Consider the following 21,567-nt stretch of genomic DNA (forward strand, 5'->3'; position numbering starts at 1 on the left):
ACGGAGAGCCGTGTGCATCGAGAGGTGCCCGCACGGTTCGGGAGGGAGTGCCCATGTGGTGCTTACCTCATACCATGATGCGCTATCTGCAATTTGATATGCTGGAGGAAGCGGGACTGAGCCACTTTGATGATTGGGCGGCGATGTTCGGTGAGAAGGTGTCCGCAGTAGAGTTGAAGCCGGAGGGCACGGGATTCCGCTCCAAAACAAGGTTTTCCCGGTTCAATAACCTCCCGGAATTGATGAACCTCTGGAAAGAGGCCGCCGATATCAAGACGGCGGAGATGCTGAAGCTCCCTGTGCCGGAGGCCGAGTATATCACTGTGACCACCGAACCCAGCGCGGCGCAGAAGGAAATGGTGCAGTCTTTGGCAGAACGGGCCGAGGCTGTCCGCAATGGCGATGTAAAGCCCAATGTGGACAATATGCTCAAAATTACCAGCGATGGGCGCAAGCTGGCCCTTGACCAGCGCATTATGAATCCCCTGCTGGGGGACGATCCCAACAGCAAGGTCAACGCCTGCGTCAAAAACGTATTTGAAATTTGGCAGGAAAGCACACCCACCAAGGGCGCACAGCTTGTTTTCTGCGACCTTTCCACACCAAAAGGACGGTCTGAAAGCAAAAAGTCCGGCAAAGGCAAGACAATGGTAAAGAAGGTCATTGAAATGGTGATGGGACAGAACCCGGACGAGGTAGAGGAAGATGCCGAGGGCGTCAAGCTGGAAATGGGCGTATATGATGATATTCGTGCGAAGCTGATTGCTAAAGGTGTGCCAGCGGAAGAAATCGCTTTTATTCACGACGCCCATACCGAAGCGCAAAAGGCGGAGCTGTTCGCCAAGGTGCGTTCCGGCCAGGTGCGCGTTCTGCTGGGCAGTACACAGAAGATGGGCGCCGGGACCAACGTGCAAAAAAGGCTGGTCGCCTCCCATGACCTGGATTGCCCGTGGCGCCCCGCGGATTTGGAGCAGCGGGCCGGACGGATCGTGAGGCGCGGCAACGACAATAAGAAGGTCAAAATATTCCGCTATGTCACCAAGGGCACCTTTGACGCTTACAACTGGGGGCTGGTGGAGAACAAGCAGAAATTCATCGGACAGATCATGAGCGGGAAATCCCCGGCGCGCTCCATTGAGGACGTGGACGCCACCGCTCTCTCCTATGCGGAGGTCAAAATGCTGGCTACCGGCGATCCCCGAATCAAGGAGAAGATGGAGCTGGACATCCAGGTTGCCAAGCTGAAAATGCTGAAAGCAAACCACATGGCGCAAAAATATGAAATGGAGGATATGGTAATCAAGCACTACCCCCAGAAGATGGCGGAGGCCAGAATGTTCATCCGGGCGCTGACGGAAGATATGCAGATTCGGGATATGCACCCGGTAAGGGACGACGCTTTTTCTATGACCGTCTGCGGCAAAACCTACACAGAGCGGAAAGCGGCGGGCGAGGCTATCCTTGCCGCCTGCAAGAGTATGACCGAACCGGACAAGCCCCTTGATTTGGGCCAGTTCCGGGGCTTCCCCATGAGAGTTCAGCTAAAGGGTGAAAAGTTTATAGTTTCAATGAAGCAGAATCTCACCTACACGGCGGAATTGGCGGATGAGCCTTTGGGGAATGTGATCCGCATCAATAATGCACTGGAGAAGATCGCGGAAAGTCTGGAAGGGCAAAAACGTGGGTTGACCACGCTGGAGGGCAATCTGGCAAACGCAAAGGAAGAAGCGGCGCGGCCCTTGGAAGAACTGGCGAAGAAATCAGCCCGGCTTTCCGAACTGAACGCAGAATTGGACAATGACGGTAAGGAACGGGATCAGGGCAACGCTGCGGAGCCGGGACAGGAGGACGGAGGAACACCGCCGCAGGTCAATTCTGTCCCGCCCATAACGGAGGGTGATAAACCGTCCATCCGGGCGGCGCTGAAAAGCTACACGCCACCTGCCCCGGCAGCCGCTGGCACCGAGAAAAGCCATCACCGGGGGGCGGTGCTGTGAGGAAGAACGAGGGCCGAACCATTGGCCTCTACACAAAGGTGTCCCCAGAGGAAAAGGAGGTGATTGACCAGAAAATGGCCCTGCTGGACACGTCCAATCTGCGGGGGTATCTGCGGAAGATGGCGGTGGATGGGTATATCGTCCATTTGGATATGGAGTGTGTGAAGGAGCTGGTGAGGCTGTTCCGCTCCATCTCCAGCAACGTGAACCAGATCACCCGACGATGCAATGAAACGCGCAACCTCTATGCCCAGGATGTGGAGGATTTGCGGCAGGGCTATGACCGGGTTTGGCATGAGGTATATGCCCTGATACGGAAATTTGAGGACCTTTGACAAGGAGGGCGGCGGGAGCGTGTGTTTTACGCTTCCGCCGCCTTTTCTCTTTTATGCTTCTTTGGAGTGAATTTGCTACTATCAGTGATTCATTTAACTGCCAGCGTGTTGAAATGTAGTGTACAATATGATATTATGACTTTAATACATCACATTTTGTATGAAAGTGAGATCACAGTATGGATGGCATGGAGTTGGATTTAAGCCAATTTGAGCTTGTGGAAGCGCCGAAGGAGTGCGTATTAAAAGAGAAAGTTGCTTGGGCTGTTGAAGGGAACGGTACTTTTCAGACGGCGGAAGTAGAACTTTTTCAAGGTGAGATTGCGCAGTATGGCAATCTAAAACCTGATTATATTACAATATTTTTCACCAATGTTTCTCTCAATGTCACACAAGAGCAGTTCGATCAACTGGTGAACGCTCTGCCGCGTCCTCCCGCCGGGTTGGTCTATCGGACGCTTGACGATGCGTTTGCCTTGGAGGATGAGCAGTTTTGGATTTATGATATGGAGAGCGACGCTTTCCTTGAAGCGAGCGCGTTCCCCAACATAGTGAACAATCTGTATAGCTGCACCGATATTTCCGAGACATACTGCCAGGAGCAATACGGGAAATCTTGGATGGTACTTACAAAAGACGAATAGGTTACATCCTTATCACAGGGGCTTGCAAATGTGCAGGCCCCTGATTTTTTATTCTCAGGAGGTGGTATCGCTGCCGGGAGTAACCAAAGAACAGATTGCAAAAGCGAAGGAGTGGGATTTGCTATCCTATCTGCAAACCTATGAGCCGCATGAGCTGAAACGAAGCGGCCCCAGCGAATATTGTACCCGCACCCATGACAGTCTCAAAATCTCAAACGGGAAATGGTGCTGGAACAGCCGGGGGGTTGGAGGCCGCACGGCGCTGGACTATCTGATTAAAGTCAGAGGGATGGATTTTGTGGGAGCGGTGGAAGCCCTGTGCGGCTACCGCTCCCCACCGCCATCGGAGCGGCCAAAACCGAAGCCTCCAAAGCCGTTTGCGCTGCCAGCGGCAAGCCGGTGTGCCACGGCGATAGTATCCTATCTTCAAAGCAGGGGCATAGACCCGGACATAATGGGTGCGTGTTTCAAAGCCGGTACGCTCTATGAGAGCCGCAGGTATCATAACTGCGTATTCGTAGGCCGGGACCCAACAGGCCGCGCCCGGTTCGCCTGTCTCCGGGGAACACGGGACAACTTTCGGATAGATGTGGAGGGAAGCGACAAACGGTATAATTTTTCCCTCCCTGCGGCTGACCGGTCGTGTCCCCGGCTGGCTGTCGCGGAAAGTCCTATTGACGCTCTATCGCTGGCTACGCTGGTAAAACTGTACGGGGGCGACTGGCAGAGCAGCCACTATATTTCTCTTGGCGGGACCGCCCCCCGCGCCATGCTCCAATTCCTCCATGACCATCCGAAGATCACGCAGGTCAGCTTGTGTCTGGACAACGACAAGGCCGGGACGTTGGGCATAGAGCGGCTGGAGCAGGCAATCCAAGAGGACCCGGAATTATCCAAGAGGGTGACGCTGATCTACCACAACCCGCCGCCTGCGGAGTATGGGAAGGACTACAACGAATTTCTCTGTCAGGTCAAATCTGCTCAAATACAGCAACGGCAGCGGGAAGGAGTACGACAGGCATCTATTTAATCTCTGGCTCCAGCGCGGCAAATTCTGGCGAATTGAAAAAGGCAATGAGCGTAATATCCAGTCCATCACAAATCTTTTTGATCGTCAGAATTTTAGGGTCCTGACTTCTGCCATACAAGATATTTTTCACCGAGGACGGCGGCAAAGCGGATAATGTCGCAAGTTTATTGATCGTGATGTTGCGCTCCGCGCACAAGTGCAAAATTCTGTCCCGGATGGCTGACACAGTATCCATAGCAAGGCCCTACCTTTTTTCTTCCAGCATACTAAAATGCTCTTGCAAAAGTAGGCTACCCATGCTACTATTTAGGCTATACGTAGCCTGTTTTGAAAGGAGGAACAGGTGGCGATCTCAAACATACTCCCCCGGAAAACGATGCAGAACCGGACGCGCCTGCAATCTATGACAGAGCGGCGTGACTATGACCAGAAAGCCGAAAAGACCAAGGACGGCGAGTTGGTATCATCCTTTATGTGTTCCCCGGAAACCGCCGCAAAGGAGTTTGAGGAAAGCAAGCTGCTTTATCACCAGCTTACCGGGCGAAAGCAGCCGCCCAAGCGGGATGTTATCATGTACCGCGTTATCCAATCCTTCAAGCCTGGTGAGGTGTCCCCGGAGGAAGCTAACCGGATCGGTTATGAGCTGGCTATGAAGTTCACAGGCGGCCAGCATCAATTTGTAGTGGCTACCCATGTTGACAAGAAGCACATTCACACGCACATTGAGTTTAACAGCACCAACATTAACTGCGATGGCAAGTTTAAGAACGTCAAAAACTCTTATCTGGTTCTGCGCCGGTTGAATGACGATCTATGCAGGGCGCATGGCCTCTCTGTGATCGAGGACCCGAAGCCCAGTGCCAAAAAGCAGAAAGAGATAGCGGCGGCGAAATATGGAACCAGCCATAAGGAGCAGCTACGCCAGACCATTGACCGGGTGATCCCTGACTGTCGGAGCTATGATGATTTTCTTGATAGGATGCGGGCCGAGGGCTATGAAGTCAAAGAGGGCAAACTGCTGTCTTTCCGTGCCCCCGGCTGGGACCGTTTTACCCGTTCCTATAAGCTGGGGGCCGACTATACCAAGGAGGCCCTGCGGGAGCGCAGCACCACCCGGCGCGGGTACTCTGCGGCGGCAAAAAAGCCTGTGCAGCGCACAGGCCGGAAGATTAACCTCCTGATCGACATTCAAGCGAAGATGGCGGCGGGAAAGGGCGCTGGCTATGAGCGCTGGGCGAAGGTTTTCAATCTGAAGGAGGCGGCAAAAACCCTTAACTTCCTGATTGAAAATGACCTGACCGACTATGATGAATTGGCCGCAAGAGCAGGGCAGGCCGGAGCCAGATTTGATGATGTTTCCCGCCGTATCAAGCAGTTGGAGGCGCGGATGGCCGAGGCCGCCCAGCTAAAGACCCACATCATCAACTACTCCAAAACACGGGAGGTCTACGCCGCCTATAAGAAGTCCCGCCACAAGAAGGAATTTCTTGCCGAGCATGGGGCGGAGATTGCCCAGCATGAGGCGGCGAAGAAAGCCTTTGACGCCCTGGGCGGCAAGCCTATTCCGAAGGTTGCCCAGCTCTCCGAGCAGTACGCCGCTCTGCTGGCGGAGAAGCAGGAGGAGTACGCAGAATACAAGGTGCTCCGGCAGGATATGATCGCCTATCGGACGGCGAAACAGAACGTGGATAAAATCCTCGGTTTAGTGCCGGAGGATCAGGAACAGAATAGAGAACAGAAGCCGGAGCGGTGACGAAGCAAAACAGCACCTTGCCCACCGGCAGGGTGCTGTTTTTTTATTTATCTGGTGATTGTTTGGAGCTGCGGGAGGGCGGTATATCTTTGAAAAATTCTTCATAGCTGACATTGAATACCTGCCGCAATCCGACCAGATCATTTACAAAGATATTGCCCCGCCCCATTTCAATAAGTGAGTAGGTACTGCGGCTCAAAGGAGAACCCAGCACTTGCAATCTGGCTACGGTCTGCTCCTGTGTCAGCCCACGGGCAAGCCGTATCCGTTTTATATTCTCCCCCAATATTTCGTTGCCCAATAGCTTTGACATAGCAATCTCCAAGAATGACGCAAAATTTCACTGTCATTTTACCAATATTCCCTTAATTGCTCGCTTATAGATATAAGCAGTAGTATAATTTGATTCTGCGGGCAGAACGGGGTACAAAACCTGACACGATACATTTTTTGAAAAGAAAGGTTAAGTTGTTATGATTTATACAGACGATGTAAAAAAAGAACTGGACGCCATTCTCAAAGCCTTTGAGAATTACATTGATGGGCAGGACTATTTTGATATAGTTTACTCCAAGAAAATCGGCTATGTTTGGATCGTGGCCGATGAACCCGGAGCGGCAGGTGCGGAGCAGCTTGACACGCCGGAAACCATGCTGGACAACCTGTTTAATGACATCATCAACGATATTGTTGCCCCTCGTTCAACTACCCACCTCAATGAATCCCGCATCATGACAGAGAGTGAAAAAGTAAAGTGCCGCCGTCAGATTGCTGCCATTCTGGAGCGGATGGAGGGCGGCGGGACCGAGTACCTGGAATACCTGGATGAGTATATCCAAGACTACCAGGACCGCTACGCAGAGGCGGACAAAACGTGTTAAAAAATTGCTGCGCGATCACCGGCCACCGTCCGAACAAATTTCCGTGGCGGTATGACGAAACGGACAGCCGGTGCATTGCGCTGAAAGCGGTGCTGGCGGAGCAGATTGCCGCCCTGGTCAATGTTGGCTTCACACAATTCCTGTCCGGGATGGCGGAGGCCACCGATACATGGTTTTCCCTTATTGTTCTTTCCCTGAGAGAGAAGAATCCCGCGATCAAGCTCCACTGTATCCTCCCCTGCAAAGAGCAGGCGGACAAGTGGTCAGCTTCATCGCGGGACCTTTATCATTCGATTCTGGACAGGGCGGATTCTATCGTCTACGTCAGCAGGGTTTACCACAAAAATTGTATGCTGGAGCGTAACCGCTTTTTAGTAGACCACGCCGCTGCTCTTCTGGCTATCTACAACGGAGAACGGCGCGGCGGAACAGCGGCGACTGTGCGATATGCGCAGAAGATGGGCCGGGAGATTATCGTAATCGAACCTCTTACTCGTTTGATTTCCCATAGTGATATTGCGCCGGGACCGGCACACTCCTGACGGGGCGCGACTGCGCCCCGTATTTCCTGCGCAGATGTGCAGGAATGAGCGACCAACGGGAGCGCAAAGCCACGCCGTTAGGCGTGTTCGACTGGACGCAGCGCGGCCAGTCCGGGGCTTGGGGGGACCCCAACCAGCGTTTTAGGAATATCCAAAAGGATATTCCTAAAACATTGCTGGCCTACGTTTGCGGAGCATTGCTATCCCTGACCTTCGGGACGATCTGCTCCTCTTTCTGGAACACATACCCACACGCACAAGCAAAATCGTCAATCAACCGCCCCTTAACGGTGAACACTTCCACCTCATTACCACAGTTGGGACAAACACGCTCATCCAGCACAGGCGTCTTGTTCTTTTCTTCACATCCGCCGAGAATGCTCATTTTTCAATACCTCCCTACTCTTGAAAAAAGATCAACTTACAGCCACAGTTTGTCAACAATCCCCTGCAACGCTTTACGAACGGGGGAATCCACAGGAAGCGTCACCGTGGGACGTCCATCACAATCATACTGATAGACCAGATTATCATGGGGGACAACCCCCAGCAGCTCCAAGCCTTGCTTTTCAATTTCCTCCCGTGTTCCCTCATTCAGCTCCCCATTAGGCGCACGGTTGACAATCAGCGCCACACGCTCTGTTTTCAAACACAGCTCCTTAATGAGCTATGCGATCCGGCCAGCAGCCTGGACACCCCGGCGGGAACAATCGCTGACCAAGATGGTGGTATTCATGTTGGGCAGCAGGCCCCGGCTGATGTGCTCCAATCCCGCCTCGTTATCTACCACAATGTAACGATAGTTCTTCTCCAGCTTTTGCATCTGAGTTTGGAGAAGGCCATTAACGAAGCAATAGCATCCTTGACCTTGAGTACGACCCATAACCAACAGGTCAAAGGCGGTTTCCTCCACCAATGCGTCATTTAGTCGCAGCTCCGCCCAAGTGCTTTTCTGCATTCCCACTGGGAGGCCGTCAAAACCAGCCCGCTCGATCTCCTCTCGCACTTCTCCCAAGGTACTCTCGACCTCTACCCCCAGCACCTCATTCAGGTTTGAGTTAGCATCAGCATCTACGGCCAGTACTGGCCACCGTTTTGTTTCACAGAGATACTGAATCAACAGCCCGCAAAGAGTTGTTTTGCCTACACCGCCTTTTCCCGCCATTGCAATGACATGAGCCATTTTTCTGCCCCTTTCTCATATTTATGATGCCGCAGATTCTTTCACAATGAAATATCCGCTGATCATATCCGCCTCCAAGATTTCTCCCTCCACGGCCATTTTACGATCCATCAAATCTGTAAAAATGACCATGCCATCTTCACAGCGGATATGAGCAACGTTTTTCAGAACAATGTGGCTGGGATGCCGCTCGCCCCTATAAATTGTCGAAAGACACATCTTTATACCAGACCTCCTGCAATCAATTCCTGCGCCAACTCTTGTATATCGGGACAATGCTTTGTCAGTTCTGCACCGGTCAGTCCCGCAGCGGCAATCTGCGGATCGGCTGGCAGGATTGCCGCAATTTTCCCTGAATCTGCAACAGTTTCTACCATGGCCTGCCGCGTATCGCCTGTAACCTTGTTGAGAACAAACCAGACTGGCTTGCCAATGCTTGCACCCAACTCTTGGATTTTCTTTGACAGCCGCAGGGATTCAAAGGACGGATCAATAATCATCAGCAGCAGATCAACGCCGTTATCCACTCCACGCCCAAAATGCTCAATGCCCGCCTCCATATCCACCAAAGCAAATTCGGCCTTAGTGAGTTGCAAGTTGGCAATAAACTGTTTTATAACATCATTCATTACGCAGGCACAGCCCTCGTTGGCTTGATGAATCTTTCCGCTGGCCATGAGCATTACGCCGTTTTTTTCGCCGCAGTAACCTCCTGGAATGTCTGAAAGCGACCAGGGACCGTCAAAGAATTTGTGGGCAAAATTGGAGAGCATCATATCCTTCAGCACGTTCTCCTTGCCGCCGAAAAACGCGGTGAAGTCCTTGGGCCGCTCCATCCCAAGCTGGCGGTGCAAGCCATAGTTGGATTCATCCGAATCAACGACCAACACCCGCTTTCCAGCGCGGGCCAGTGCCTTTGCCAGCAGAGCGGTGGTGGTGCTTTTTCCGCAGCCGCCTTTTCCGCAGATCGCTATTTTCATAGTGGTTCCTCCATTCGTTCGTAAGATGCCCTCATTATAAAAAAATTGTCCAAGACTACAACCCCCGGCGGGGGATATAGTCCTGGACGTTTTTCTGGAATATGTGCGGAATTAGACAGAAATCAAAAAGATGTGCAGAACTTTCAACCAATGAACATTGCTTCGTATTGCCGTTGGAGCCGGTCTAAGATGATCGTGCCAACAGTTACAGCGTCCTCTATGGACAAATAGTGGTCAGCGCTGCCGTCCAGAAACAGCCGCCCGGAGCCGTCAATCTCATCCTCCTCCTCGGCCAGCCAAAGTTTCCATGTTACCGGGTACTGCGGGAGAAACGGAAGGACCGCGCAAAGATCGGCGTTGGAATTTTCCAGCTTCGCACCCAACGCGGTACAGACCGCTTGCAAGTTTTCCAGCGGCTTTTTTCCAAAATACAGGGCCATCGCCTGCTCACAGGTGCGGTCAAACCCACCGCCGCGAACCAGTCCGTCCCGCAGTTCGCCGAAGATAATGAATCTCTGGTTCAATGGCGTCCCGTCCGCCATCTCCAGGTAATGCAGGATCACCAGATGGCGCCATTCCTCCAACTGCGGTTCTATCGTGTAGGACGGATAATGGACAATGATATTCTCACCCAAACTGGAAAACAAAAATACCTGCTGTTCCTGGACGAATGTCACATGGGCCTTTTCCGCAATTTCCAGAGGCGAGCGCCCCGCAAGACGGCTCTGCGCCACTGCCAGCATCTCGGAAAAGGCCCGGTTTTCTTTCACTGCCATATCAAAAATATTCCTCCTGACTTCAAGATGTCTGTTTGGGGAAGCTGCTGATCCCGCCCTTGATAAAGCGGTCGATCATATTCTGGACTGGACACAATTCTCCGTTTTCCAGATTGCTGTATTTCTTGCTGACCGCAAAGCAGCCGTTGATCTGGAAATAAAACAATGCTTCCGCTTCTTTCGCTGAGAGGGAACCGGCTATGCGTTGTATCTCACAGATAAAATCGTCCTTATAAAGCTCCGCCAGCTTTTTTATTACAATATGATCCAGCGCATCGTCAAACAAAATACAGCGGAGTTCCTTGCTCTCCCGGACAAACCGGCAGAATGGATAGGTGCATTGCGGTCCGGTGCCGGCGTCTGGAGCGGCCATATAGTTCCGCAGATAATCCATATTGGCGAACGCATCATCCAGCAGGGCATCCAACACCTCCGAAATATTGCTGAAATGTGCGTAGAAGGTTCCCCGGCTGATTTCCGCCTCGCGGCAAATATCCGCAACCGTGATTGTATTGTATTCTTTGAACCGCTTGACCCGCAGAAAGGCGTCTCCGATGGCCTTTTTTGTGTAAACAGTCCTGCGGTCAGTTTTCCGTGTGTCCGCCATACGAAATCTCCTGATGATATGTGTCAAGAACATTTTGCAGCGTTATTTGCTGCATTGCTCCTTCCGTTTCCTGCTGTACCCGATCAAAATAGCCCTGCAATGCGTATTGAATATGGACGCCGACGCCGCAGTCCGGGTTGGTGTGTGTATCCAGATGAAGAAGCCGCTTCTCTCCCTCTACGGCCCGGTAGACATCCAGCAGTGAAATATCTTCCGCCGCCCGCCCCAGGGAAGGTTTTGCCTGCCCGCGGTTGCTGTTGAGCAGACCAGCGGCTTTCAATTTTGCCATCATCTGCCGCACATAGGAGGGATTGGTGCAGATGCTTTTTGCAATCGCTTCACTGGACAGGGGCTGTCCAGAATTGAGATGGACAAACAGCAGCAGGTGAACTGCATCACTGAGGCGTGTAGAATATTTCATTGGTTGCCCTCCAAAAAACATGTTGCAATTTATAAATTAGCATGATATACTACGCAACAAGGTGTTGTTTATAAAATAGCATGTTGTGAAAGAGTTGTCAAATAGAAATTGATAGGAGTGAAAGAAAATGAGTTTTTACGAAAACTTAGTAACACAGGCGCAGATGAATTATTCCCGATACTATAGCGTATACGCTGCTGGAAATACGCCGGTCAAGCTGAGTAAACGCAGGAGCATCCCCTATCAGGAGCAAATCAGTGAATTTGCCCGACAGCTAAAGGAGGCAAACTGTGTTATAGTCGGCGGGGCCTCTGGCCTGTCGGCGGCGGGAGGCGGCGATTTCTACTATGGGGATACGCCGTCTTTCCGGCAGCATTTTGGTAAATATGCCAGCAAGTATGGATTTAAGGGAGCCTTTGATGGTATGATGCGCGGCTTCGATTCGCGGGAAGAACACTGGGGCTATATTGCGACCTTTCTGCATACCACACAGACTGCGCCAGTGAGAGCGCCCTATATTATTTTGGATGAGATTCTGCGTGGTAAGGATTTTCATATCCTGACAACCAACCAAGATACACAGTTTATGAAAATATACGCAGATGCACAGGTGAGCGAAATTCAAGGAGATCACCGTTTTTTTCAATGTTCCCAATGCTGCTGTGACGAAACCTGGGATGCAGTAAAGCCGGTTGAAGAAATGATCAAAGCAATGGGCGATGGGACCAGCATTCCAACAGAGATGATTCCTCGCTGCCCGCATTGCGGAGCGGAAGCATTCCCTTGGGTGCGGGGATATGGAAATTTTTTACAGGGCAAAAAATATGAGGAACAATACCAGAAAATTTCTGATTACATTCAGCGAAACAGAGATAAGAAGCTGCTCTTTATAGAGCTTGGCGTAGGCCGTCTGACACCCATGTTCATCCAAGAGCCGTTCTGGAATCTGACACTTAGCCTGCCGGGTGCCTACTATGTTTCTGTTAATGAGAAGTATGATTTTCTGCCGGAGCAGATCGAGGACAAGGGCATAGCTATTCTTGGTGATATTGGAGTTGCCCTCAAAGATGTGAAAGATGCAATAAAATAAGCGGATATTTTCCAAAGATGATCTATTGAGGTGTTATCATGAGTAACCGTGTTTATGAAAAAGTTTTCTCCGCATTACAAGAGGCAGATGCCATTTTGATGGGAGCCAGCAATGGGCTGTCCATTTCAGAAGGGTTCAACCTGTTTGCAGACGACCGCTGGTTCCAGGAGAATTTCGGAGATTTCCGGGCAAAGTACGGAATTCACAGCGTCCTGCAAGGCGCGTTTTTCCAGTTTCCCTCTCAGGAGGAAAAGTGGGTGTTCTGGAGCCGCCTGGTCTATCGAAAGTCCGTTGATGTCCAGCCCAGCCGGATGATGCTGAATTTGTATCGGTTAGTGGCAGGCAAGGCTTACTATGTGGTCACATCTAACGGAGAGGATCACTTTGTCCCAGCGGGTTTTGCGCCGGAACAGGTATTTGAGATTGAGGGCAAGTTTACTGAAATGTGCTGTGAGCGCGGGTGTCATGAAGCCGTGTATCCAAATCAAGAAGCAATCACGCGCATGGCAAACGCAGAAAAGGACGGCCTTATCTCTGCGGCGCTTTTACCCAAGTGTCCGCATTGCGGCGGTGATATGAAAATTCACATGGCAGCAGATCAGTCGTTTTTCCAGTCGGCAGTGTGGCAGCGAAAACAGGCTGAGTATCAAAACTTTGTGCGGAAATATCACAACAAAAAGCTGTTGATTCTGGAATTTGGCGTTGGCTGGCGTAACCAGCTTATCAAAAGGCCGCTGATGGAGTTGGCTGCTGCCGAACCTTACGCCACCTATGTGACCTTCAACAAAGGTGAGGTATTTATCCCGCCTGAAATTGCAGAAAAATCCATCGGGATAGACGGAGATATTGGCGCTGCGATCAACGCCATCGTGGAAAATGTGGGGTAATGAATTTACAGGAATATCTTTCTCAACTGGCCGAGTGGCCCAAAATTTGTGAGCGGTTTGGGAAATGGATTCGATTCATGGAAGAAAATGTAGTTTTCTCGCTGGCTGAAAGTCCAATCCATACAAAAGCCCACTGTGCCCGTGTTCTGCTGTATACATTGGTGATAGCGGAACAGCTCCACCTCCCAGCCCAGGATTTAGATGCGCTTGGTATGGCGGCAATTTTTCACGATACACGCCGCCAGAATGACTGGCTGGATGTTGGGCATGGGCAGCGGGCAGCGGACTATTACCGGGAGTCTTGTGCAGCCAGCAGCCTTTCTTATGATAAACGCACCTATTTCATCATAGCGTACCACGATCAAGATGATAAATTGGGGCTGCGTGTACTCCAAGAGCAATTCGCGGATGATTCCCGCGCTGCCTTGCTGTATCAGATTTTTAAGGATGCTGACGCTTTGGATCGGTTCCGGCTTGGATCAAATGCCTTAGATGTGAAATACCTCCGCACAGATCAAGCCGGGGCAATGGTGGATTTTGCAAAGGCTACACTGGAATTTAGGGCTAAATTGTTAGAAGTTTGCCTGTGAATATTACATGGAGTAACAATATCTCAGCATTTTTTTCTATATTCTGTGGGAAGCTCTGTAAACTTTGCTTTGAAAGCAGTCGTAAATTTGCTTTGGCTCTCATACCCGACAGCCTGTGCAATCGCGGCAATGCTCATATCCGTCTCCCGCAGCATTTTCGCCGCCTGCTCCATACGGTGTTCTTTGATGTGTGCCGCAAGGGATGCCCCATAGACGGCCTTGAACACCGACTTCAATGTGGTCGGATTGATTAAATACTGTTTGGACAGTTCCTCAATGGTGATCCTCCGCTCCATGTGCCGGAGAAGCTGGCTGTGGATTTCCCGGACGATTGCAACCTGTTCCGGCGGATATTCCGTCAGCTCGTTTCGGGGCGCAAACTCCGTCCGGGCGAGGTACAGAAACAGATCAAGGACTTTCACCCGCTGATAGGGAAGCCTCAGCTTCTCTGGCTGGCCGTAAAAAGCCGCGAAGATATGCTCCGTCTGCTCATTCCCTGCCAGAAATGCGGGCGCATGATCGGGACAAAATTTGTCCCGCAGCAGGTCAGGGAAAATTTCTGCCTCCGCAATCGGTTCGGGCGGGTGGACAGACACCTCTTGTAAATCAACAGAGATCGTGAGGCCCTGATATTGTCCGGTGGGGAACTGAACTGTAGAATCTGTGCAGACATCCAGCGTATGCAGGGAAAAATCTCCGGGGTTCAGAAAAATACTGCCCCCATCCTTCATGTTCCATACGATTTGCCCAGCCCTGCAATAATTGATCTGTATGATATGTGCCAGCGCCTCGTGCCGGTGGGAGAAGGAATCGGAAACGATGTCGGTATAGGATAATTCAACACCGGCAAAGAGCGGGATACGCTCCTGTTTACTGCCCGGAGGTAGTTTTTCAAATTCATGTTCCATCGTATCTGCCTCACATCTCCGGGCAGGTGATCTCCATGACCCGCTCGATCATCTGGTGCAGCAGGCGGCCCTGCTCCGTGTCCGCCGCGCGGTAGTAGACCTCCTTCCCCTCCCGGCGGCTGACAATCAGGCCGCTGTTTTTCAATGGCCTGAGATGGTGGGACACCGCCGGACTGGACATTTTCATCATGGTGGAGATGTTGAGAACACATTCCTCGCAGTGGCACAGCAGCCAGAAAATACGAATCCTGGTCGTATCGTCAAGCTGCTTGAATACCTCCGCAACCGTCTGAAAATAGTCTACACGGTCTAACTGCTCCTGTAATAAAGCATTGTCCTCCCCCTCGCCATGCTGGTGGGGCAATTTCATTGTATTCAAAGTGCAGTCTCCTTTCTTCACTATCCGCCTTCGCCCAAACGGAAAGTCTTTTCGCCCATTTGGCAGGGAATGCTCCAAGGGCATTGACTTGCGGCTATGACTGGATTATACTACAGCCAAGATGATTAAGCAACTACTTAATCACTAAATCCTAAATTCTTTGAGGAGGATTACCTTTATGAAAAAAACCTATAAGATCGAAGTGGACTGCGCCAACTGCGCCAACCTGATGGAAGATGCCGCCCGCAAGACCGCCGGTGTGCAGAGCGCAACCGTCAACTTCATGACCCAGAAGATGATCGTGGAGTTCGCTGAGGGGCAGGAGCCGAAGGCCGTCATGGAGAACGTCCTGTCCGCCTGCAAGAAAGTGGAGCCGGACTGCGAGATCTTCCTGTAAGCGGAACGCCCCCCTCAAAACGCGTGACCGCAGTTTTGAGGGGGGCTTTTCACAAGCGAACAAATAAACAGTTAAGCAATCGTAGAGAGGAGTTTTTTCTATGCAAGAGCTTGTTATCAACGGGCTTTTGACCGTTGTCATTCTGACCACAGTAATCTTGCGCTTCTTCATCGGGACACGGGCCGACAGCGGCATGACGAAGAAGCAAAAGGTTATGCTGACCCGCATTCTGATCGCCGCCGCCATGCTGCTGGGCCTTCAGTTCCTTCCGGCGGAAACATTCGCGCAAATTGACGGTTACCTGTTCCCGTCCGCAGGACGCTGGGTGCGATTTGGCCTGTATTTGGTGGATTACTTCATCATTGGCTATGACATCCTGCGTAAGGCCCTCAAGGGCATTTTGAACAGGCAGGTCTTTGATGAGAATTTCCTGATGGCTGTTGCCACTGTAGGCGCTATGGCCCTGGCCGTTTATGAGAATGGAGACTATCTGGAAGCTATCGCCGTCATGCTGTTCTATCAGGTAGGCGAGTGGTTCCAAGGCTATGCTGTAGGCCGGAGCCGCCGCAATATCAGCGATCTGATGGACATTCGCCCCGACTATGCCAATGTGGAACGAGGCGGCTGGCTGGAACAGGTTGACCCGGATGAAGTGGGTATCGGCAGCGTGATCGTAGTGCAGCCCGGTGAGAAAGTCCCCATTGACGGCATCATTGTGGAGGGCAGCTCCAGTCTGAACACCAGCGCCCTGACCGGTGAGAGCCTGCCCCGCGAGGCCAAGGTGGGGGACGAGATCATCAGCGGGTGCATCAACATGACGGGTGTTCTAAAAATCCAGACCACCAAGGAATTTGGAGAGTCCACGGTTTCCAAAATCCTGGATTTGCTGGAGAATGCCAGCTCCCGCAAATCCAAATCCGAGAACTTTATCTCTAAGTTTGCGAAAATCTACACCCCTGCCGTCTGTTACAGCGCCCTGGCCTTGGCCATCCTGCCGCCTCTTGTCCGTATGCTGGGCATGGGCCTGACTGCCGATTGGGGAACCTGGGTCTACCGGGCGCTGACCTTCCTGGTCATTAGCTGTCCCTGTGCGCTGGTCATCAGCATCCCTCTGAGCTTCTTTGCCGGGATCGGAGGGGCCAGTCAGGAGGGCGTCCTGGTCAAAGGTTCCAACTATCTGGAAATTCTCTCTCAGACCAAGGTAGTGGTTTTTGATAAGACTGGCACTCTGACCCAAGGCGTTTTTGAAGTGAACGGCATCCACCACAACGAGCTGGAGGACGCCAAACTTATAGAATATGCAGCCTTGGCGGAGAGTGCGTCCTCCCACCCCATCAGTAAGAGCTTGCAGCGGGCCTACGGCAAGGAGCCGGACCGCACCCGTGTCAGCGACATCCAGGAGATCAGCGGCAACGGCATCATTGCCAAGGTGGACGGCGTGGAGGTGGCAGCAGGTAACAACAAGCTGATGAAACACCTGGGCATCCAGCATATTGACTGTCACCAGACCGGCACTATTATCCATATGGCTATTAACGGGGCCTACGCTGGACATATTGTGATCTCCGACATCGTGAAGCCCCACTCCAAGGATGCCATTTCCTCTCTGAAAGCGGCAGGCGTGGAAAAGACCGTCATGCTTACCGGCGACGCAAAGAAAGTAGCAGATCAGGTAGCCACTTCCTTGGGTATCGACAAGGTTTACAGCGAACTGCTCCCGGCGGATAAGGTATCCAAGGTGGAAGAGCTTCTGAAAATGAAAACCGGCAAGGCAAAGCTGGCCTTCGTGGGTGATGGTATCAACGACGCTCCTGTGCTGTCCAGAGCCGACATTGGCGTGGCTATGGGAGCGATGGGTTCGGACGCGGCTATTGAAGCGGCAGATATTGTTTTGATGGACGACGATCCCATAAAGATTGCAAAGGCCATCAAGATTTCCCGGAAGTGTCTGCGGATTGTCTATCAGAACATCACCATGGCCTTGGGCGTCAAGTTTGCCTGCCTGATTTTGGGCGCTGTGGGCATTGCCAATATGTATCTGGCTATCTTCGCGGACGTGGGTGTAATGATCCTTGCCGTGTTGAACGCCATCCGCTGCTTGTTTGTCAAGAAGCTGTAAAAAGCATCTTTACACTAAACAAGACACCTGTAACGGATGGAGAGGATAACATGACACAGGTTGCAACGGTTAAGAGGATCATCAATCACACCTATGCGGAGGTTTCTATACTTAGAGAATCCGCATGTGGCCATGACTGTGAAAAATGCGGTGGTTGCGGTACAGAGAGTGTTACAATTATAGTGCAGGCCGAAAATCCCCTTGATGCACAGCCAGGAGATAGAGTAATTGTGGAAAGCAATACGGCGGAAGTGATGTACATTGTAATACTGGTATATTTGCTGCCTATGGTGGCATTGGTGCTGGGCGGAGTGATTGCATCGCTGTTTACAAGTGCAACTGGAATACAGATTGCTACCGCAGCAGTATGTATGGCGCTTGCGCTAATTCCAGCAAAACGATATGATCGACTGCTTGAGGAACGTGGAAAAACATCTTTTATCATTACTAAGCTTCTTACATGATGATGATAAGGAGTACCAAGGAGGGGCGGGTTTCTAATGCCGAGTGAAAAAGCACGCTCTTTTGAAAAGTTGAAAGAAAATGATTTGTATTTTTTAACGGAATTTTTCAAGGTGTTAGGAACTCCCACCCGTGTGCGTATTCTGCTGGTTCTTATGGAGCAGGACGCCTGTGTCAGCGACTTGGCGGATCGGCTGGGCCTGACACAATCTGCGGTGTCTCACCAGTTGAGCCTCTTGAAAGCCAATAAACTGGTGAGGCAGCGCAGGGACGGGAAAATGATCTTCTACACCCTGGTGGACGACCACGTTCGGATGGTCATAGAAAAAGGGACGGAACACGTTCTGTTGCGATAAACGAGGTATTGCACGATGACGATGGATCAGTTGAAACCTGGACAGAGCGCCTATATATTGTCCATAGGTGGAAGCGGTGCGCTCCGCCATCACCTGCTGGATATGGGGCTGACGCCCCAAACAGAAGTTACCCTTCAAAAAATCGCGCCCATGGGCGACCCGGTTCAAATAAAACTACGCGGCTATGAACTGACCCTGCGGCTTGACGAGGCGCAGAAAATCACCGTGGAGCAAGTCCACGAAAAAAAGGCTCTGCCACACAGCGAACAGCGGCGAACGGCTGTGGCTCATCCGGGAATGGGTGAGCTTGGCAGGGTCAGAAGCTACCACTTCCACGATTCTGCGAACGAAATTCCAAAAGGAGCAAATATCAGGTTTGCTCTGGCCGGAAATCAAAATTGCGGAAAAACTACGCTGTTTAACCAACTCACCGGCGCAAATCAGCATGTTGGGAACTTCCCTGGTGTGACCGTTGACCGAAAGGACGGTGTAATACGCAATCACCTGGAAGCCGTTGTAACCGACCTGCCAGGAATTTACTCCCTGTCTCCCTATTCCAGTGAGGAAATTGTCACAAGGGATTTTCTGATGGATACCCGCCCGGATGGGATCATCAATATTGTGGACGCCACTAACATAGAGCGAAATCTGTACCTCACCATGCAGATCATGGAATTGGGTATTCCCGTGGTGCTGGCTCTCAATATGATGGACGAGGTTCGGGCGAACGGCGGTTCCATACGGGTCAATGAGCTGGAGGAAATTCTCGGCATCCCGGTTGTTCCGATCTCAGCGGCAAAGAATGAGGGCATCGAAGAATTGATCGACCACGCGCTCCATGTGGCGAGGCACCGGGAGGTTCCTGGGCGGGTGGATTTCTGTCCGGCCAGTGCCGATGAGCATGATCCGGTAGGCGCGGTACATCGGTGTATCCACGCCGCAGTACATATGCTGGAGCCGGAAGCGAAGGGGAAAGGATTGCCTGTCCGCTTTACTGCCACAAAATTAGTGGAAAATGACCACTTAATTGCGGAGAAGCTATCGCTTTCCACTGAAAAGCAGACAACTTTTGAACACATGGTTTCTGTGATGGAAAAAGAAACAGGACTTGACCGTGAAGCGGCCCTTGCGAATATGCGGTTTTCCTTCATTGAATCCCTATGCGACAAAACGGTAGTGCGGCCCCATGAGAGCAGGGAACACCGGCGCAGCATGGCAATCGACCGAATTTTGACAGGTAAATACACCGCCATTCCCTGCTTTGCCGGAATTATGGCCCTCGTCTTTATATTAACCTTTAATTTTATCGGTGCGGCCCTGTCAGAGTGGATGGAGCTGGGGATTGACGCAGTGATCTCGCTGATTGACCGCCTGCTCACCAGCGCCCAGGTCAACTCGGTCGTCCACTCCCTGGTGATTGATGGCATTTGCGGAGGTGTGGGAAGTGTCCTGAGTATGCTGCCCACCATTGTGACTATGTTTTTCTTCCTGTCCATTTTGGAGGACACCGGGTATATCGCGCGGGTGGCCTTTGTGATGGACAGGCTCCTGCGGAAAATCGGGCTTTCCGGCAGGAGCATCGTCCCCATGCTGGTGGGCTTTGGATGCTCCGTACCCGCAATCATGGCAACCAGAACGCTGTCCAGTGAGCGGGATCGCAAAATGACCATCCTGCTGACACCATTTATGAGCTGCACCGCCAAGCTGCCAATTTACACATTGATGATTGGTGCGTTTTTCCCGAAACAGTATCAGGCTCTGGCTATGGTCGGCTTATATGTCCTGGGAATCGTCTGTGCAATCCTGTATGCCCTCGTTTTGAAAAAGACAAAGTACCGCGGAGAGCCGGTTCCCTTTGTAATGGAGCTTCCAAACTACCGGTTCCCCTCGGCAAAAAGCGTATGGCAGTTGATTGCGGAAAAAGCCAAGGACTTTGCAAAGAAAGCGTTTACCATCATCTTTGCGGCTTCCATCGTGATCTGGTTCTTGCAAACCTTTGATGTGAGGCTGAATGTAGCTGCTTCCGCAGATCAAAGCCTCTTGGCCCTGTTGGGCGGAGTGGTTGCACCGTTGTTTACTCCGCTGGGATTTGGGGACTGGCGGGTTTCTACCGCACTGATTACTGGCTTTACCGCAAAGGAGAGCGTTGTATCCACCTTGACCGTTCTGCTGGGTGGGGACGTATCTCTGCTGGAGAGCCTGTTTACACCTTTTACCGCAATGGTTTTTCTGGTGTTCACTTTGCTCTATACCCCATGTGTTGCAGCGGTGGCTACTGTTAAACGGGAGATGGGCGGAACGAAAGCGGCAGTCGGTACTGTAATTGCCCAATGTGTTATCGCATGGATGGTTGCCTTTGCTGTTCGCGGCGTTGGGTTGATTTTTGGGCTTGTATAGGAGGCTGAGATGAATCTGGCGAGTATTGTTGTCCTTGGGGTTGTGGCGGGCCTGTTTATTCTATCGGTTATTAGCTCCAGAACTGCCAGTGCAGACAAATGCTGCGGTAACTGTAACGAATGCAAATTTAGATGTGATGGGATAAGGAATGGGGAGAATTTGTATGAATCGCACACAAATAAAGAAAGCTGACTTTGCAACAGTACACTACTAATATCGTTTTGGTTGAAAATTGTAGCTTACGTCAATGAGGCAAGGGGGTACTGCTCTTGCCTCATTTCTATATACAGTGAAATTTTGGATCAGAGGTGAACCGCCATGCCGGGATTAGATTTAGGACATTTGGGCAATCTCATCTTCTCTGCAAGAAAACGCTGTGGGCTTACTCAAAAGGAATTGGCAAAACAAACCGGCTTGTCAGTTAAAACAATCCAAGACGCAGAAAAAGGACGAAAACGACCAAACTATGAAACGCTTACCCGTTTAACTGAGCGGCTTGGAATCCCACCAGACAATCTTTTTCAGACAAAGGAGATGATCTCTGCTGACGAAGTGCAGCAGCTTCTTGAAATATTTAATTCATTTGATTCAAAGAGCCAGGGAATTTTACTTAAAACCATGCACTTTTTAGTGGAGCAGCTTCGTACATTACAGGAAGAACCAGAAGAATAGTATTCTGATTGCCGATGAGCATCCAGAAAGGAGCGCCGTGAAGAATTTGTTAATTTTGAGATGTGATTTCTCAAAAAAATCAAACGATTTTTACGGTACAGTTTTGGAGATACACCGGTACTTTTGTTTAGGGCCGATAAGAGTTTAAGTGCCTATTTCAT

25 protein-coding genes and 2 pseudogenes are annotated in these 21,567 nt (G+C 51.3%); 16 read left to right on the forward strand and 11 right to left on the reverse strand.

Annotated elements, in window-relative coordinates:
* Window positions 1-68 precede the first annotated feature (68 nt).
* From D1646_RS18185 to D1646_RS18200, 4 genes and pseudogenes are all read left to right on the forward strand, one after another.
* Window positions 69-1,997: pseudogene (locus tag D1646_RS18185) on the forward strand (helicase-related protein); the annotation flags it as partial.
* Window positions 1,994-2,332 carry a plasmid mobilization relaxosome protein MobC gene (gene mobC / locus D1646_RS18190; RefSeq protein ID WP_160637821.1) on the forward strand — a complete coding sequence of 113 codons (339 nt, stop codon included), beginning with the start codon at window positions 1,994-1,996 and terminating at the stop codon, window positions 2,330-2,332. The pseudogene D1646_RS18185 and the gene mobC, both read left to right, overlap by 4 nt.
* A gap of 179 nt (window positions 2,333-2,511) precedes the next feature.
* Complete coding sequence (locus D1646_RS18195; protein ID WP_160637822.1) at window positions 2,512-2,976, forward strand: hypothetical protein; 465 nt, start codon at window positions 2,512-2,514, stop codon at window positions 2,974-2,976.
* 118 nt (window positions 2,977-3,094) lie between these two features.
* Window positions 3,095-4,006, forward strand: a complete 912-nt coding sequence (locus D1646_RS18200; RefSeq protein ID WP_243154238.1) for a DUF3991 and toprim domain-containing protein — start codon at window positions 3,095-3,097, stop codon at window positions 4,004-4,006.
* Here the strand turns inward: D1646_RS18200 and D1646_RS18205 are convergent.
* Window positions 3,999-4,241, reverse strand: a complete 243-nt coding sequence (locus D1646_RS18205; RefSeq protein ID WP_160637823.1) for a helix-turn-helix transcriptional regulator — start codon at window positions 4,239-4,241, stop codon at window positions 3,999-4,001. The genes D1646_RS18200 and D1646_RS18205 overlap by 8 nt on opposite strands.
* Window positions 4,242-4,349: 108 nt before the next feature.
* Here D1646_RS18205 and D1646_RS18210 point away from each other — a divergent pair, with 108 nt between their 5' ends.
* Window positions 4,350-5,759, forward strand: coding sequence for a relaxase/mobilization nuclease domain-containing protein (locus D1646_RS18210; protein WP_160637824.1), 1,410 nt, complete (start codon window positions 4,350-4,352; stop codon window positions 5,757-5,759).
* A 43-nt stretch (window positions 5,760-5,802) separates the two neighbouring features.
* Here D1646_RS18210 and D1646_RS18215 read toward each other — a convergent pair whose 3' ends face one another.
* Complete coding sequence (locus D1646_RS18215; protein ID WP_160637825.1) at window positions 5,803-6,072, reverse strand: helix-turn-helix transcriptional regulator; 270 nt, start codon at window positions 6,070-6,072, stop codon at window positions 5,803-5,805.
* Window positions 6,073-6,232: 160 nt separating this feature from the next.
* Here D1646_RS18215 and D1646_RS18220 point away from each other — a divergent pair, with 160 nt between their 5' ends.
* Together D1646_RS18220 and D1646_RS18225 are read left to right on the forward strand one after the other, a co-directional pair.
* Window positions 6,233-6,640: a hypothetical protein gene (locus D1646_RS18220; protein ID WP_160637826.1), complete on the forward strand. Its 408-nt coding sequence runs from the start codon at window positions 6,233-6,235 to the stop codon at window positions 6,638-6,640.
* Complete coding sequence (locus tag D1646_RS18225; protein WP_160637827.1) at window positions 6,634-7,182, forward strand: SLOG family protein; 549 nt, start codon at window positions 6,634-6,636, stop codon at window positions 7,180-7,182. Before D1646_RS18220 ends, D1646_RS18225 begins: the two co-directional genes overlap by 7 nt.
* A gap of 181 nt (window positions 7,183-7,363) precedes the next feature.
* On the opposite strand, the gene D1646_RS18230 is transcribed toward D1646_RS18225, so the two are convergent.
* From D1646_RS18230 to D1646_RS18260, 7 genes and pseudogenes are all read right to left on the reverse strand, one after another.
* Window positions 7,364-7,567, reverse strand: coding sequence for a hypothetical protein (locus D1646_RS18230; RefSeq protein WP_160637828.1), 204 nt, complete (start codon window positions 7,565-7,567; stop codon window positions 7,364-7,366).
* Between the two features lie 36 nt (window positions 7,568-7,603).
* Window positions 7,604-8,365 (reverse strand): annotated as a pseudogene (locus tag D1646_RS18235) (AAA family ATPase).
* Between the two features lie 21 nt (window positions 8,366-8,386).
* A complete protein-coding gene (locus D1646_RS18240) occupies window positions 8,387-8,584 on the reverse strand; it encodes a CooT family nickel-binding protein (RefSeq protein WP_160637829.1) in 198 nt (65 codons plus the stop codon).
* Between the two features lie 2 nt (window positions 8,585-8,586).
* Entirely contained in the window at window positions 8,587-9,423 is an 837-nt protein-coding gene (locus D1646_RS18245; RefSeq protein ID WP_347565249.1) for a P-loop NTPase, read from the reverse strand.
* Between the two features lie 65 nt (window positions 9,424-9,488).
* Entirely contained in the window at window positions 9,489-10,121 is a 633-nt protein-coding gene (locus tag D1646_RS18250) for a DUF3786 domain-containing protein (protein WP_160637831.1), read from the reverse strand.
* A gap of 22 nt (window positions 10,122-10,143) precedes the next feature.
* Window positions 10,144-10,728 (reverse strand): TetR/AcrR family transcriptional regulator, encoded by a 585-nt coding sequence (locus D1646_RS18255; RefSeq protein WP_160637832.1) that lies wholly within the window; start codon window positions 10,726-10,728, stop codon window positions 10,144-10,146.
* The gene (locus D1646_RS18260; RefSeq protein WP_160637833.1) at window positions 10,706-11,149 is read right to left on the reverse strand and encodes an Rrf2 family transcriptional regulator; all 444 of its coding nucleotides are present in this window, start codon (window positions 11,147-11,149) and stop codon (window positions 10,706-10,708) included. The genes D1646_RS18255 and D1646_RS18260 overlap by 23 nt, the downstream gene beginning before the upstream one ends.
* A 127-nt stretch (window positions 11,150-11,276) precedes the next feature.
* Here D1646_RS18260 and D1646_RS18265 point away from each other — a divergent pair, with 127 nt between their 5' ends.
* The 3 genes from D1646_RS18265 to D1646_RS18275 are packed head-to-tail and all read left to right on the forward strand — an operon-like array spanning window position 11,277 to window position 13,716.
* The gene (locus tag D1646_RS18265) at window positions 11,277-12,239 is read left to right on the forward strand and encodes an NAD-dependent protein deacetylase (RefSeq protein WP_160637834.1); all 963 of its coding nucleotides are present in this window, start codon (window positions 11,277-11,279) and stop codon (window positions 12,237-12,239) included.
* A gap of 38 nt (window positions 12,240-12,277) precedes the next feature.
* Window positions 12,278-13,126: an NAD-dependent protein deacetylase, SIR2 family gene (locus tag D1646_RS18270; protein WP_160637835.1), complete on the forward strand. Its 849-nt coding sequence runs from the start codon at window positions 12,278-12,280 to the stop codon at window positions 13,124-13,126.
* Window positions 13,126-13,716 (forward strand): HD domain-containing protein, encoded by a 591-nt coding sequence (locus D1646_RS18275; RefSeq protein ID WP_160637836.1) that lies wholly within the window; start codon window positions 13,126-13,128, stop codon window positions 13,714-13,716. Before D1646_RS18270 ends, D1646_RS18275 begins: the two co-directional genes overlap by 1 nt.
* A 23-nt stretch (window positions 13,717-13,739) precedes the next feature.
* Here D1646_RS18275 and D1646_RS18280 read toward each other — a convergent pair whose 3' ends face one another.
* Together D1646_RS18280 and D1646_RS18285 are read right to left on the reverse strand one after the other, a co-directional pair.
* On the reverse strand, window positions 13,740-14,624 hold the full coding sequence (locus tag D1646_RS18280) for a helix-turn-helix domain-containing protein (RefSeq protein WP_160637837.1): 885 nt from the start codon (window positions 14,622-14,624) through the stop codon (window positions 13,740-13,742).
* A 10-nt stretch (window positions 14,625-14,634) separates the two neighbouring features.
* On the reverse strand, window positions 14,635-14,994 hold the full coding sequence (locus tag D1646_RS18285; RefSeq protein WP_160637849.1) for a metalloregulator ArsR/SmtB family transcription factor: 360 nt from the start codon (window positions 14,992-14,994) through the stop codon (window positions 14,635-14,637).
* A gap of 187 nt (window positions 14,995-15,181) precedes the next feature.
* On the opposite strand from D1646_RS18285, the gene D1646_RS18290 reads away from it, so the two are divergent.
* The 6 genes from D1646_RS18290 to D1646_RS18315 all read left to right on the forward strand — a co-directional run bounded on the left by D1646_RS18290 (window position 15,182) and on the right by D1646_RS18315 (window position 21,406).
* Window positions 15,182-15,400, forward strand: a complete 219-nt coding sequence (locus tag D1646_RS18290) for a cation transporter (RefSeq protein ID WP_160637838.1) — start codon at window positions 15,182-15,184, stop codon at window positions 15,398-15,400.
* Between the two features lie 193 nt (window positions 15,401-15,593).
* Entirely contained in the window at window positions 15,594-17,519 is a 1,926-nt protein-coding gene (locus D1646_RS18295) for a heavy metal translocating P-type ATPase (protein ID WP_160637850.1), read from the forward strand.
* A 50-nt stretch (window positions 17,520-17,569) separates the two neighbouring features.
* Window positions 17,570-17,983, forward strand: coding sequence for a SoxR reducing system RseC family protein (locus D1646_RS18300; protein ID WP_160637839.1), 414 nt, complete (start codon window positions 17,570-17,572; stop codon window positions 17,981-17,983).
* A 36-nt stretch (window positions 17,984-18,019) separates the two neighbouring features.
* Window positions 18,020-18,337, forward strand: a complete 318-nt coding sequence (locus D1646_RS18305) for a metalloregulator ArsR/SmtB family transcription factor (RefSeq protein ID WP_160637840.1) — start codon at window positions 18,020-18,022, stop codon at window positions 18,335-18,337.
* A gap of 15 nt (window positions 18,338-18,352) precedes the next feature.
* Window positions 18,353-20,734 (forward strand): ferrous iron transport protein B, encoded by a 2,382-nt coding sequence (feoB, locus tag D1646_RS18310; RefSeq protein ID WP_160637841.1) that lies wholly within the window; start codon window positions 18,353-18,355, stop codon window positions 20,732-20,734.
* A 318-nt stretch (window positions 20,735-21,052) separates the two neighbouring features.
* Window positions 21,053-21,406: a helix-turn-helix transcriptional regulator gene (locus D1646_RS18315; protein WP_160637842.1), complete on the forward strand. Its 354-nt coding sequence runs from the start codon at window positions 21,053-21,055 to the stop codon at window positions 21,404-21,406.
* Window positions 21,407-21,567 lie beyond the last annotated feature (161 nt).

Origin of the sequence: Pseudoflavonifractor sp. 60, from assembly GCF_009911645.1 — a bacterium.
Taxonomy (GTDB): Bacteria; Bacillota; Clostridia; order Oscillospirales; family Oscillospiraceae; genus Lawsonibacter.